Raw genomic sequence first — 14259 nt, 5'->3', positions numbered from 1 at the left:
CCCATTTTCCTATTGCAAAAACATTACAGGATGCTCTTTTTAAGCACACCCATGATTGATCATGCCAAATTGGTAAATTGACATTCACCCTTTTTGATTTCAATCATCAAAAAGAATTTTATGCATTGAAACTTTTCAATGCATTCAATGAATCATAACGCCTTCATTGGCATCATCACTCATTTTCCATACTCGATTAAATCGAGCAATTTTTTTTGCAAATCGGCTTAGAAAAATAAAATCATCGATTTAACTTTTCTAAAACAACTTTAAAACTATTTATAAACGCTTCAAATGACTTTATGTGTTGATAAAATGTACATTTTTCCCGTTCGATTTTGATAAATAGAGCAATTTGTTAAATGCTAACATGAACTCCATGTTGAATTGATTTTTTTGACACATACCACCTATAACACAGCGAAATACATGTACCAAAATATAGTTTAGCATATGACGTCATTTCTTCAACTTTCAAGTCTGATCTTGAAAAAACCAATAAAATTACATATAAAAAAAGGGGCGCACACCTTTTCGGCGTGCGCCCCTTCTCAGATATTAACCTGCTTGATCAAGCAACATGCTACGGATGTGACCGATCGCTTTTGTTGGGTTTAGACCTTTAGGGCAAACTGATACACAGTTCATAATACCTTTACAACGGAACAACGAGAACGGGTCGTCAAGACGAGATAAACGATCTTGAGTTGCTGTATCACGTGAATCGATAATAAAACGGTATGCATTTAACAATGCAGACGGACCTAAGAATTTATCAGGATTCCACCAGAATGATGGACATGATGTTGAACAACATGCACAAAGAATACACTCATACAAACCATCTAAATGCTCACGATCTTCTGGAGACTGTAAACGCTCTTTAGGTGGCGCAGGTTGATTATTGATTAGGAATGGTTGAATTTTGTCATACTGATCGTAGAACTGATTCATATCCACAACTAAATCTTTAACCACTGGCAAACCTGGAAGTGGACGAATCACGATTTTTTCTGGTAAATCGTTTAAGTTCACTAAACAAGCAAGACCATTTTTACCGTTAATATTTACACCATCAGAACCACAGATTCCTTCACGGCATGAACGACGGAAAGTCAAAGATTCGTCTTCCACTTTTAAAGCAAGAAGTGCATCAAGCAACATACGGTGCTTATCAGTCAATTCAAGTTTAAAAGTTTGCATGTACGGTGCTTTATCCTTATCAGGATCATAGCGGTAGATTTCGAATGTACGTGTACCTCTACTCATCTTATTTCTCCCAATTAGAATGTACGTGGTTTAGGTGGAATTGGATCAACTTTTAATGGCTTATAGCGTACAGGCTTGTACTCTAAATGATTATCAGAAGAGAACCACAATGTATGCTTCATCCACTCATCATCACGGCGACCATATGGATAATCTGCATGATCTGGAGACAATTCGTAATCTACAACTGTATGTGCACCACGACATTCTTTACGAGCAGCAGCTGAAATCAACGTTGCTTTTGCCACTTCGTAAATATTTTCAACTTCTAATGCTTCAATACGTGCAGTATTGAATACTTTAGATTTGTCTTTTAAGTGAATGTTACGTACACGCGGTTCGATCGCAAGAATTTGCTTCACACCCTCGTCAAGTAATGCTTGAGTACGGAATACACCTGCATGATCTTGAACGATATCACGAATTGCATCAGCAACTTCTTGTGCATTTTCACCTGAAGTAGAGTCATCAAGATGAGCAATACGTTTCATAGTGTTCTCAAGAACAGTTGTTGGCAGTGGTGTGTATTCATCACCGTGGTGTTTAGTCACGTAATCGATGATGTGTTCACCAGCAGCTTTACCAAATACAACCAAATCAAGGAGTGAGTTTGTACCTAAACGGTTTGCACCATGTACAGATACGCAAGAACATTCACCAATTGCATAGAAACCTTTTACAGGTTTAACGAAGTTACGTTCGCCACCATTGTGTGAATACACGCCTGTTTCTTTATTGTAATTTGCATCAAATGCTTGAGTTTCAGCACCTTCAGGAAGCACAACCTGACCATGAATATTCGTTGGAATACCACCCATTTGGTAATGGATTGTTGGTACCACAGGAATAGCCACTTTCGTAATATCTACGTTTGCAAATTTCTTACCAATCTCAAATACAGATGGAAGACGTTTCATAATCGTATCAGCACCCAAGTGAGTCATATCAAGTAAGATATAATCACCTTTAGGACCACAACCACGACCTTCTTTGATTTCTTGGTCCATTGAACGAGATACGAAGTCACGTGGTGCCAAATCTTTTAACGTAGGTGCATAGCGTTCCATAAACGGTTCGCCATCTTTGTTACGAAGGATTGCGCCTTCGCCACGACAGCCTTCTGTCAACAATACGCCTGAACCTGCCACACCTGTTGGGTGGAACTGCCAGAATTCCATATCTTGTAATGGAATACCTGCACGAGCGGCCATACCAAGACCATCACCCGTATTGATATACGCATTGGTTGATGCACGGTAAACACGACCCGCGCCACCAGTTGCAAACAATGTTGCTTTACCTTGGAATACTGCAATTTTACCCGTTTCTTGGTCGATTGCCGTTACGCCAAGCACATCGCCTGCCTCGTTACGAATAAGATCAAGAGCGATCCATTCTACGAAGAATTGTGTACCCATTTTCACGTTGCTTTGATAAAGCGTATGAAGAAGTGCGTGACCTGTACGGTCAGCAGCAGCACATGCACGCGGAACTGGCTTTTCACCATAGTTAGCAGCATGACCACCGAAAGGACGCTGATAAATTGTACCATCAGCATTACGGTCAAATGGCATACCCATGTGTTCAAGTTCATAAACAACTTGAGGTGCTTCACGCGTCATGAACTCGATCGCGTCTTGGTCGCCTAACCAATCTGAACCTTTAACCGTGTCATAGAAATGGTAGTGCCAATTATCTTCTTGCATATTACCAAGAGATGCACCAATACCACCCTGTGCTGCCACAGTATGAGAACGTGTTGGGAATACTTTAGTCAGTACAGCAACTTTCAAACCAGCTTGAGCAAGTTGGTAAGAAGCACGCATACCCGAACCACCACCACCTACGATGACTGCATCGAAAGTTTCATGTGGAATATTTGTGTAATCTTCTTTAGGGGTTATAGCGCCCATGATTATTTCCTATCAATTCGCCCAAAAAATCTGGATCGCCCAAATTGCATATGCAAATACAGCAAGAATCACTGCTGTAGTAAGTACAAGGCGTAAGCCTGATGCTGAAGGACCCATTGAACGAGTCGTTACATAATCAGTGAATACTTGCCACATACCAATCCAAGCATGCGCAACAAGAGATAAGACTGACAATAAAGATAAAATCTTCATTGGCGTCGTCATCATAAAGCCATGCCACTGTTCATAGCCGAAACCACTATTGCATAGGACCCAACCTAAAATCACAACAGTATAAACAGCAAGTACAACAGCACTTACGCGCTGGATATACCAGTCACGAGAGCCTGAACCCGTTAAACCTGTAGCACTTTTCATTAGAGAACAATCCATACAAATGATGCGATAACAGCGATCACAGCCAAGATTAATGCGATAGTAGCTGCCAAGCGACCGCTCTCTAGTTCTTCTGCAAAACCAAGATCAGCAAACAAGTGTTTAATACCCATAATGAAATGGAATAGTAAACCGGCTACAAACACCCATACGATGAAACGCACAATGAAGCCACCAAAGATTGCCTGAACTTGCGCAAAACCTTCTGGAGAAGACAAAGACTTGTCTAATAGCCACAAAAGTACCGGTACGAGTAAAAATACGATAACACCTGAAAGACGGTGTAGAATTGATGCAATAGCCACAGGGGATTTTAAGTTTACGTCTAAAACTTGACCCATGGACAAATTGACAGGTCTGTTGCTTTTCACAGCGGGCATCCTGTAAGTAAAAACTCCATCCGGAGTTTGTTGGAATTAATTCGAAGGAAAGCTAGCATATTGTCAGACAAATGATCTTGCCTGAACTTTTAAACGACACTGAATTATAAGACTTGAATTATCAAAATACAAACAATGCTCTTTAGCATTTCAGTGAAAAAATCATCAAATAAGAATCATTTACAACATTCGACTCTTTCAAACATTATAATCATATTCTTAACACAACTCTATTTATTTGTTTTTTATTACTTTATATCAAATTACACGAAATAAAATAATCAATTTAATATTTGAAATAATATGCATTAAATTTAGACTAAAGCACAACATAACGGACATGATTGTCCATCAATATTTTAAATATGAATATTGCTTATCAATATAGCTTCTACTGCTTAAAACAAATGCAACTATTTTCTTTAACTATATAGCACCATTATTTTATTTTAAAATAACGAATATCAATTTTACATTATTTAACTTTAGTCTTTATTTTAGAATGAAACACTTAGCAAAAATTATTGATCTAATTCACAACTAAATTTGTAATATCAAGTACTTTATTTATACTAAGGACTCTCTTTCTTGCGCACCTATTGTTTTATTTTTAATCAATATTTTAATTATTATTGCTATTTTTTAATCAAATAGGCATTAAAATGAAAACAAATATTTCAATATCTTGGATGATTATTTTTCATTCTGTTGTCATTACATAATATTGGTAAGCAATGAAATATATATAGTTTTAGCTGTTTTTATTTTCCAATAAAATTTTACAATTAAGCTGTAGTATTGGTAAAAACTGTCATTTAGCTATGCGCTATTGTAATTATTTTTCTGCACCTCTTGTTCAAATTACCTTATTATACTGACCGAAGCGAAAATGCTGAATCCAATTTACTTCGATTTTTTTAACTAAGCCTCTGTGCGATCGTTACTTTTCATCCATAAGTATAATTGACAAAATTTCAGTACTCACTAAGCTTATAGCAATTTTTGATCCATTCAGTCTGTGCATTAGAAAATGATAAACAGATTGGATAAAACATTCACCAGGACAGGAGATCTATTGAATGTCTGAAGCAACTGGCAAAAAAGCCGTATTACAACTTGATGGCAAAGCAATTGAATTACCAATTTACAGTGGTACATTGGGCCCAGATGTAATCGACGTTAAAGATGTGTTGGCCGCAGGTCACTTTACTTTTGATCCTGGTTTTATGGCGACAGCTGCATGTGAATCTAAAATCACATTCATCGATGGCAACGCAGGTGTTCTTTTACACCGTGGCTACCCGATTGCTCAGTTGGCGACTCAAGCAGACTATTTAGAAACTTGCTATTTACTTTTAAATGGCGAACTTCCTACTGCTGAACAAAAAGTTGAATTTGACGCTAAAGTACGTAACCACACTATGGTTCACGACCAAGTTAGCCGTTTCTTCAATGGTTTCCGTCGTGATGCTCACCCAATGGCGGTGATGTGTGGTGTTGTTGGTGCATTATCTGCGTTCTATCACAACGGTTTTGACGTTGAAAATGTTGATCACCGTGAAATCACTGCAATCCGCTTGGTTGCTAAGATTCCTACGCTAGCTGCTTGGACTTACAAATATACAATCGGTCAACCGTTTGTTTACCCACGTAACGACTTAAGCTACGCAGAAAACTTCTTGTATATGATGTTTGCTACTCCAGCAGATCGCGATTACAAAGTTGACCCTATTCTTGCTAAAGCAATGGATCGTATCTTTACACTTCATGCTGACCACGAACAAAATGCATCGACGTCTACAGTACGTTTAGCTGGTTCTACTGGCGCTAACCCATATGCATGTATCGCTGCGGGTATTGCTGCACTTTGGGGACCTGCTCATGGTGGCGCGAACGAAGCTGTTCTTAAAATGCTTGATGAAATCGGCACGAAAGAAAACGTTGCTGACTTCATGGAAAAAGTAAAAACTAAAGAAGTTAAACTTATGGGCTTCGGTCACCGAGTTTATAAAAACTTCGATCCACGTGCGAAAGTAATGAAAGAAACTTGTGACGAAGTGCTAACTGCACTTGGTATCAACGATCCACAGCTTGAACTTGCTATGGAACTTGAACGCATTGCACTTTCTGACGAATACTTCATCAAACGTAATTTATACCCTAACGTAGACTTCTACTCAGGTATCATCCTTAAAGCGATTGGTATCCCGACTGCAATGTTTACTGTAATCTTCGCGCTTGCACGTACTGTTGGTTGGATCAGCCATTGGTTAGAAATGCACAGCACAGCTTACAAAATTGGCCGTCCTCGTCAGCTTTATACGGGTGAAACTCAACGCGATATCCAACGTTAATTCGTTACGCGTTTAGACTGAACAAGAAACCACCCTTTTGGGTGGTTTTTTTATGCTAAGTTAAAAATATAATTTAAATACAATTAAGTGTAAAACCATGAATCCGATGATTGCTCAACAACGTTTGAATGACTTAAGAACACAGATGCAACAGCACGATCTTGACGCCTTTATTGCAATGAGTGCAGATCCGCACATGTCCGAGTATTTACCTGAGTATTGGCAAGTTCGACTGTGGCTCACAGGTTTCACTGGCTCGGTAGGCATAGTGGTGGTCACGCAAGATTTTGCAGGGCTTTGGGTCGATGGTCGTTATTGGGTGCAAGCAGAGCAACAACTTGAAAATACAGGTTTTGTTTTACAAAAACAAACCACTGAGCCAGCATCGACACATCTAGCTTGGCTCGCTCAAAACCTGCCTCTACATGCCACGATTTCAGTCAATGGACAAACGCTTTCTGTACAACAATTTGAAGCACTCAATCAAATTGCTCAACAACACCAATTTACAATTCAAACCCCTTTTGACATCATCAATGAAATTTGGACAGACCGACCTGCTTTACCCCAAGAGGTAGTTTGGCAAATGGCGAATGGCTTAAATGCACAAACACGTTTAGAAAAACTATCGCTCATTCGCTCAACATTAAATACAAAAAATGCATCAGCGCACTTCATTTCAGCACTTGATGATATTGCGTGGATTCTCAACTGTCGTGGACAAGATGTAGAATATAATCCTGTTTTTCTTGCACATTTATTTATAGATACATCACGTACGGTTCTTTTTATTGATGATATAAAACTCTCCAAGGAACTACACCAACTTTTAACACAAGATCAAATTACAGTTTTACCTTATACACAGACCGAATTTTTTTTAAGCCAACTTTCACAACAACATGTCTTAATTGATCCTGCGAAAGTATCTATTTTACATACACAAAGCATTCAAAAAAATAATCAGCTTGTGCAGGATATCAATCCTAGTACTTTATTTAAATCACGCAAACATGCTACTGAAATTACACACATTCGCAATGCTATGACTAAAGATGGCGTTGCGCTGAGTCATTTTTTTTATTGGTTAGAAACCGCTCTCACACAAAATCACCCCATCAATGAACTGACCATTGATGAAAAAATTACTGCCTTTCGTGCAGAACAAGTTGGTTTTATCGGTTTAAGTTTTTCAACCATTGCAGGCTTCAATGCCAATGGTGCTTTGCCACACTACCGTGCAACTAAAGACAGTTATAGTCAAATTCAAGGTGATGGTTTATTACTCATTGATTCAGGTGCGCAATATCATGATGGGACAACAGATATTACCCGAGTTATTCCAATTGGTACGCCAAGCACCGAGCAAAAACGTGATTATACTCTTGTTTTAAAATGCCATATTGCACTTGCACAAACGGTATTCCCTGAAGGTATAGCTTCACCTTTACTTGATGCCATTACACGCCAAACCTTATGGAAATATGGACTTGATTATCGTCATGGAACAGGTCACGGTGTCGGCTTTGCTCTGAATGTACATGAAGGACCACAAGTTATTTCATACTATGCACCCACCCTACCACAAACAAAAATGCGTGAAGGTATGATCACATCCAATGAGCCAGGCTTATATCACGAAGGAAAATATGGTATCCGAATTGAAAACTTAGTGGTCAATCAAGCTAAAAAGTTTACAAACTCAACCTATGGAGAATTTTTAGAATTTGAAACTTTGACCCTTTGCCCGATCAATCAAAGCTGTATTGCTTTAGAGTTGATGACTGAAAGCGAGATAACTTGGTTGAATGAATATCATCAAACTGTTCGTGAACGATTAGCTCCTCATCTACAAGGTAAAGTGCTTAATTGGTTAATTGAAAATACTCAAGCGATTTAATCCCGTTCCTATAAAACATAAAAAGCACTTCGCTATAAAATGAAGTGCTTTTTATGGATCAAATATCTATAAAACGATTACATCAAAATTTTAATTTTTTCGATCTTCGTTGTCTTTTTAGCATTTTTACATGCATTGGATGATTGAACAGTCTTAATTACTTCTTTACGCACCAATGAAACATCAATTTTTCCTTCAATAATTTCACCCGTTCGACAATCCTCCTCACCGAGTTGTTCGTTATAACGACCGGGATCATCATTAGAATTTACTGTAGCAATTACTTTTGCATTCCATCCATCAAAATAAACCAAATCCAAAGTACTACTCAATATACCTTGCCCTGAACCTGCCGATTCTATTTCAACCAATTGCACAGGTTGAGTTTGACTCAATGCGGAATAGACTTTAAAGGTATTCGATTGACCACCGAAATCAGCCAAAATTTTTGACTGTTTTAATGTCGGTCTTGTTAAAATATAGCCTGCCCAAAAATTACGTCCTGCATTTTCAAAAGAAACACCTGACAAATAAGCATGCTCACCTGAACGTAAAGTTACAGCTTGTGTATGATCAACCAAAATGGCTTTTGAAGGTGTCGCCTGTGAATCATCTAAATTGATCAATTGATCAATAATCTCTTGAACTTTAGGGACAGAAGCAAAACCGCTTGAAATAGGAAATGTGAATAAAACACTTAACATTAATAATTTAAATAAAATTTTCATTCTACATGCTCAATTTTGAGTTAAATCTACGTTAAGTCAATGATAAAAGACTTAACGACCCCACTCCATTTTTGACATATACGGTTGAATTTTCTTTATACGATCAATATTGGTCTTTTCAATACTCGTCAATTGAACATCAACATTGGTACTACAGGGCATATACCATTCTAAATGTGCAAAAGACTGCGCCCATTCTTTATTGGTAAAAGAATAACCATGACGGGCATAGATTTCATTTCGCATGTAGTCCAAAGCCTCAGGTGACATCTGTAAATCAGCATCTTTCAATAATCGTTGAGATGCTTCAGGATAATCCCCTTCATTTTTTTGATAACGACATTGTTGTGGCTTTAAATCAAAATATTTTGGCTTCACTTGTCCTGTCGCAGACTCCCAACTGACATCAATCAAATTTGGTTGCTGATTGTTTAATGTAAAAATAAAAGTACCACTACTATTTTTAGCGCCACTTTCAACGGCTGTGACTTTATAACCTTTTGGCGTTGCCTTGACTGCACCACTAAAATTTTGTTTATTTGCACCAAGCAAGCTATAACCTTTCACTTGTTTTTGATCAATAGACTGAATAAAAACAGATATTTTTCGCTCATCGTATAAACCTGTCCAAGAGCGCTGAAACTGCTTAATATCCTCCGCAGTCGCCATATCCGAAAACAACAAGGTCATACAAGATAAAGCATAGATTTGATGTTTTTTCTTCATTATAATTTCCTGTAATGATTTCATTAACAAATGATAAAACCTAAAGACTATGTTTAAAATAACAAAAAAAATAGCCAAGTTTTATTTCACAATTGTGATTTTATTGCTCTATATTTATCTGTGTTATCTCATGGCAATGATCTGTCTACAATACTTTCCGTGGCAAGATGATCAAAATTTTCTTTTATTAAAACAGGATGTGGTCAATACTCAACCTTGGCAATTTGCATTTAAAATCCATGTTATCACCAGTAGTTTTATCTTAATTGCAGGATTTACACAATTTTTCCGTATTTTTCGAACTAAATTTCCTAGACTACATCGTAGCAGTGGTTGGCTTTATATCATCACTATTTTAGCTTTCGCCCTACCTAGTGGATTTATCCTTGCTCTTTCAGCAGCAGGCGGTTTAAGCACACAAATTAGTTTTGTTTTACTCAGTGTTTTGTGGGGAATTTCAACCGTATCGGCGCTCTATTTTGCATTGAAAGAAAAATGGATTTTACACCGTGATTGGATGATCCGTAGCTTTGCGTTAAGTCTTTCAGCCTTAAGTTTAAGATCATGGAAAATGCTTCTCTATGAACTGCAACCCTATTTTGAATGGCTAACACCGATTCACATTTACCAGCTTGAATCATGGCTAGGTTGGGTAATTAATTTATGTCTTGCAGAAATTATTATTTGGAAACTGCACCATTCAAAAATGCGCCATTCAACACCAAATATCAGCATATAAAAAACCCAAATAAATTCAGGTTTTTATACATCAATTTAGACTGTTGAGTTATAGCATTCAAATATTAAGACGCAACATTGTATTTATTTAAATCTAGATCTTTCAGTTGATTTTTCAACTCTTGCAAAGACCATGGCCAAGCAGCAAAGTTACGACCATTCTGATCTAAATAATAAGACTTGCAACCACCCGCATTAAATACTGTAGTCTTCAAATGCTTTTGTACTTTGATATTATGCATTGTAATGACATCTTTTTTAATGTCAAAACGTTTGATTTTCTGATCACGCATTTTCAGTAAACCACTGACAATGTAATCAATTTGTGCTTCTGCAATACCAATAAATGAATCATAAACCAAAATATTTGGACCCAATACCAAAAAGGCATTAGGTACATTTTCAAGACTTGCTCCTAAAAATGCCTCAGGTGAAGTATCTTTCCAACGGTCTGCAAGGACTTTGCCATCGGCATCATAAACACGCTTACCAATCGGAGGATGTGACACCTCAAAACCAGTTCCAAGAATAATCACATCGACTTCATGGCGTTCACCATTGGCAGAAATGACGGTATTGCCATCTATTTCAACTAAACCATGTGGCACAAGTTTTACATTGTCTTGTTGCAAAGTTGGGTAATAATTATTTGCGAATAATAGACGCTTACAACCAATATCAAAATTCGGCGTAACGTCTTTACGTAATTTTGCATCTTTAATTTGCAAACGTAACAACTGACGACTCAACACATTAATCGGTTTTAATATTTTCGGATTACGCAAGCCAAAGTTAACGCCATTTAAAATTTGGACAATACTTTTACGCCATGTTTCCTGAATAACAGGATATTTTCCAATTAAACCTTTCGCTTTGTCACTCAAGTCCATATCTGCTTTTGGCAACACCCAAGGAGCAGTACGTTGAAATACAATTAATTCTTTTGCCATAGGCTGAACTTGAGGAATAAACTGAATTGCAGATGCACCCGTACCAATCACAGCAATACGCTTGCCCTTCAGGTCAGCGTCATGATTCCAACGCGCAGAATGGAACATTTCCCCCTTAAAGGACTCAATACCTTTAATTTTTGGCATCGATGGTTCTGTAATTGGACCTGTCGTAAACACGACAGTTTTTGCTTGATATAGACCTTTTGAGGTTTCTAGATTCCAAATGTGATTGGCTTTATCCCACTTTGCACTTAGCAGCTCATTATTAAATTCGATTTTTCCACCCAAATTAAATTTTGCTACAACCTCTTCTAAATAATCTAAAATTTCAGGTTGCTTGGCAAATAAGTGGCTCCACTTGTGGCTTGGTGAAAAAGAAAATGAATAAACCGCAGAAGGAACATCACAACCACAACCTGGATAATTATTATCACGCCATGTACCACCAACGCGACTTGCTTTTTCCAGCACAATATAATCGTGATACCCTGCCTGATTCATTTTATAGGCAGCAGCAATACCCGAAATCCCCGCACCAATAACAATGGTGTCATACACATGAACAGGTTTTTCAGTTTTAGTCACAGGTACTTTTTCAGTTGTAACTTCAGATTTTTGTGTCGTTTCAGCTTTTTGTACAGTTTTCGCTATCGCTTCTACTGACTTTTCAGCTTTTGGCTCAACTTTTACTTCTGATTTTGCTACGACAGCTTCAGTCGCTTTTTCTATGGTCTTTTTCCGTGTTGGTTTTGGTTTATCTGTCGTGTTCTCTGCCAACAATACATCTTGTGTCGCTTCATTGCTCATGCTTTTTTACTCATATTCTATTCGTACAAAATACTTTTGTGGTTGTTTTAAATAATGACGTTATTTAAATATTCGTGCCATTATTCAATGTCTTATTTAAAATACTTATTAAACACAGGATATCCCACACCCAATGCTTTTGCATACAAACTTGGCGAAGCACGTTTCAACAGCCAGAACAGTTTTGCATCAGGTTGTGGAATGGTGTAAAGCTTGCCTGCATCCAAATTATTCAAGGTTTTAATTACAACTTGATCACTCGTTGTAAAAGCATGATTCATTAGTAAATCATCTGCTAAACCTGCATACTGCTTTGGTAGGCGACCATTTTTCATAATATTGGTTGGTACAAGTGTTGGACAAAGTACATTGACACTAATTTTATCTTTACGCAGTTCCGCAGACAGTGTTTCGGACAGCGCCAATACGCTAGATTTGGTCACATTATAAGCCGTCATTTCAGGCGCAGCGGTATAACCTGCCGCCGAAGCAACGTTAATAATTGCACCATAACCTTGCTTTTTAAACTTTGGTACAAAGTAGTGACAACCATAAATAACACCCCAAAGATTGATGTTTACACACCATTGCCAATCTTCAAGAGAAACTTCATCAAACTTACCACCCAAGCCAACTCCCGCATTGTTAATAATTAAACTAACGGAATGTTTCAATAACTCTTCTGCGTGCTCAGATAAAGCTAGAACTTGAGCTTTATCAGTCACATCACATTGCACAGCAAATGCCTTTCCTGAAGTTTGTAACGTAATCAAACTGACTGTTTCTTTCGCAGCATCCAAGTTAATGTCTGCACAAACAACACTTCCACCACGTTTTGCAAGTTCTAATGCAAAACTACGACCAATTCCACTACCTGCACCCGTTACAACAGCATACGCATTTTGACTTGGTAAACGCTTTTTTGAAAAAATACCCATATCTTCTAATCATCCATCTTTTTTATTTTAAGAACGTAGTGCAGGATAAAATTCTTTCGTCATATATGGCGTAAGAACACCTGTTTCAGGGTTCAATAATTTCTCTTTGTAATATGCCAAAAATTCACTTGTATCATGATCATTTGGGTGAAAATCAGGACGTAAATAATCAAAAATATGCCCCAATGTACTGCCATATACACCATCTTTTAAACCAAAAATCAGACGGAAGTTATATGGAATTTCTTTCCAATATTTTAGACTGACCAAATTTGATGGTTTACGATAAAACGGCACTAAAATAGATGCGGCAGAAATCAGCATTAAAATTGTAATTAAGGCAGGAAAGAATCCAGCAATACGTAATGCATAGTTATTTGACAAGGTTTGATAAACATCAAAAGCAATATCTTTATGCTCAGATTCTTCTAACATATGCCACATCCAAATCGCACGTTGCTTTTCATCTTGTGAACGAAAGAATATTTCTTCATGATTCATCATGTATTCAGCAAGTACCGCTGTAAAATGCTCAATCGCTGCCATAAGCGATAATTTCATCGGTTGTGGTAAACGCTCAAGGCCATACTCAAACACATAACCTGCTAGAAAACGAAATAATTTCACAGGCAAATCAAGCTCTAAAAAAGCGTCATTTAACTCTTCATGCATTTTGGAATGAATCGCTTCTTGACCAATCAGTGAAGTCACACGTTGTTTTAATAATGGGTCGGTAATGAAGTCACGGTGATAACGTGCTGTATCAATGACCAAGTCCTCGCCACGCGTTAAAAAAATAGACAATGATGCAAAATATGCACTTGCCAACTCAGCATTCATATAAAATTTTGGATCAAGCAATTTTGGATCAAAATCAAACTTCATATGGCGGATTGGAATAATCGGCGATTGTTTGTCCAAACTAAAAGGTGCTGCAGCAAAAGCTTTAGTAACAGCTTTCTTAATAGGCTTAGTAAATAACATGGCAAATACTCTTTATTTGTTGAATTTGGAAATCCATTTCACTATTTTAATGTAGCCAAATAGATCGCCTTTTGAGTAAAAAATCTACTTTGTTATAATAAAAATAAGCTAAGGTTTATGAAACACCATTAGCAATTTAGGTCAATCCATTAGCAATTTATGCCTATTCAACC

At 37.4% G+C, this 14259-nt stretch carries 12 protein-coding genes; 3 read left to right on the top strand and 9 right to left on the bottom strand.

Annotated elements, in window-relative coordinates:
* Positions 1–558: 558 nt before the first annotated feature.
* The 4 genes from ACK1JC_RS11950 to sdhC are packed head-to-tail and all read right to left on the bottom strand — an operon-like array spanning position 559 to position 3949.
* Positions 559–1269 (bottom strand): succinate dehydrogenase iron-sulfur subunit, encoded by a 711-nt coding sequence (locus ACK1JC_RS11950; RefSeq protein ID WP_409512093.1) that lies wholly within the window; start codon positions 1267–1269, stop codon positions 559–561.
* A gap of 14 nt (positions 1270–1283) precedes the next feature.
* On the bottom strand, positions 1284–3182 hold the full coding sequence (gene sdhA / locus ACK1JC_RS11945; protein WP_409512092.1) for a succinate dehydrogenase flavoprotein subunit: 1899 nt from the start codon (positions 3180–3182) through the stop codon (positions 1284–1286).
* A gap of 12 nt (positions 3183–3194) precedes the next feature.
* Positions 3195–3560: a succinate dehydrogenase, hydrophobic membrane anchor protein gene (sdhD, locus tag ACK1JC_RS11940; protein WP_409512091.1), complete on the bottom strand. Its 366-nt coding sequence runs from the start codon at positions 3558–3560 to the stop codon at positions 3195–3197.
* Positions 3560–3949: a succinate dehydrogenase, cytochrome b556 subunit gene (gene sdhC / locus ACK1JC_RS11935; RefSeq protein ID WP_409512090.1), complete on the bottom strand. Its 390-nt coding sequence runs from the start codon at positions 3947–3949 to the stop codon at positions 3560–3562. The genes sdhD and sdhC overlap by 1 nt, the downstream gene beginning before the upstream one ends.
* A 1088-nt stretch (positions 3950–5037) precedes the next feature.
* Between sdhC and gltA the strand changes: the two genes are divergently transcribed.
* Positions 5038–6312, top strand: a complete 1275-nt coding sequence (gltA, locus tag ACK1JC_RS11930; protein ID WP_409512089.1) for a citrate synthase — start codon at positions 5038–5040, stop codon at positions 6310–6312.
* A gap of 97 nt (positions 6313–6409) precedes the next feature.
* The gene (locus ACK1JC_RS11925; RefSeq protein ID WP_409512088.1) at positions 6410–8212 is read left to right on the top strand and encodes an aminopeptidase P family protein; all 1803 of its coding nucleotides are present in this window, start codon (positions 6410–6412) and stop codon (positions 8210–8212) included.
* 77 nt (positions 8213–8289) lie between these two features.
* On the opposite strand, the gene ACK1JC_RS11920 is transcribed toward ACK1JC_RS11925, so the two are convergent.
* Positions 8290–8940 (bottom strand): hypothetical protein, encoded by a 651-nt coding sequence (locus ACK1JC_RS11920; RefSeq protein WP_409512087.1) that lies wholly within the window; start codon positions 8938–8940, stop codon positions 8290–8292.
* Between the two features lie 51 nt (positions 8941–8991).
* Complete coding sequence (locus tag ACK1JC_RS11915; RefSeq protein ID WP_409512116.1) at positions 8992–9630, bottom strand: YARHG domain-containing protein; 639 nt, start codon at positions 9628–9630, stop codon at positions 8992–8994.
* Between the two features lie 166 nt (positions 9631–9796).
* Here ACK1JC_RS11915 and ACK1JC_RS11910 point away from each other — a divergent pair, with 166 nt between their 5' ends.
* Entirely contained in the window at positions 9797–10405 is a 609-nt protein-coding gene (locus ACK1JC_RS11910; protein ID WP_409512086.1) for a DUF2306 domain-containing protein, read from the top strand.
* Positions 10406–10469: 64 nt separating this feature from the next.
* Here ACK1JC_RS11910 and ACK1JC_RS11905 read toward each other — a convergent pair whose 3' ends face one another.
* From ACK1JC_RS11905 to ACK1JC_RS11895, 3 genes are all read right to left on the bottom strand, one after another.
* The gene (locus ACK1JC_RS11905) at positions 10470–12164 is read right to left on the bottom strand and encodes a flavin-containing monooxygenase (protein ID WP_409512085.1); all 1695 of its coding nucleotides are present in this window, start codon (positions 12162–12164) and stop codon (positions 10470–10472) included.
* A 92-nt stretch (positions 12165–12256) separates the two neighbouring features.
* Positions 12257–13102, bottom strand: a complete 846-nt coding sequence (locus ACK1JC_RS11900; RefSeq protein ID WP_409512084.1) for an SDR family NAD(P)-dependent oxidoreductase — start codon at positions 13100–13102, stop codon at positions 12257–12259.
* A gap of 27 nt (positions 13103–13129) precedes the next feature.
* Positions 13130–14086 carry a metal-dependent hydrolase gene (locus ACK1JC_RS11895; protein WP_409512083.1) on the bottom strand — a complete coding sequence of 319 codons (957 nt, stop codon included), beginning with the start codon at positions 14084–14086 and terminating at the stop codon, positions 13130–13132.
* Positions 14087–14259: the final 173 nt, after the last annotated feature.

The organism is Acinetobacter sp. TY2 (assembly GCF_046269225.1).
Classification (GTDB): domain Bacteria; phylum Pseudomonadota; class Gammaproteobacteria; order Pseudomonadales; family Moraxellaceae; genus Acinetobacter.
Note: the sequence above shows the minus strand (reverse complement) of the source record. Positions and strands in the feature narration are given on the sequence as shown.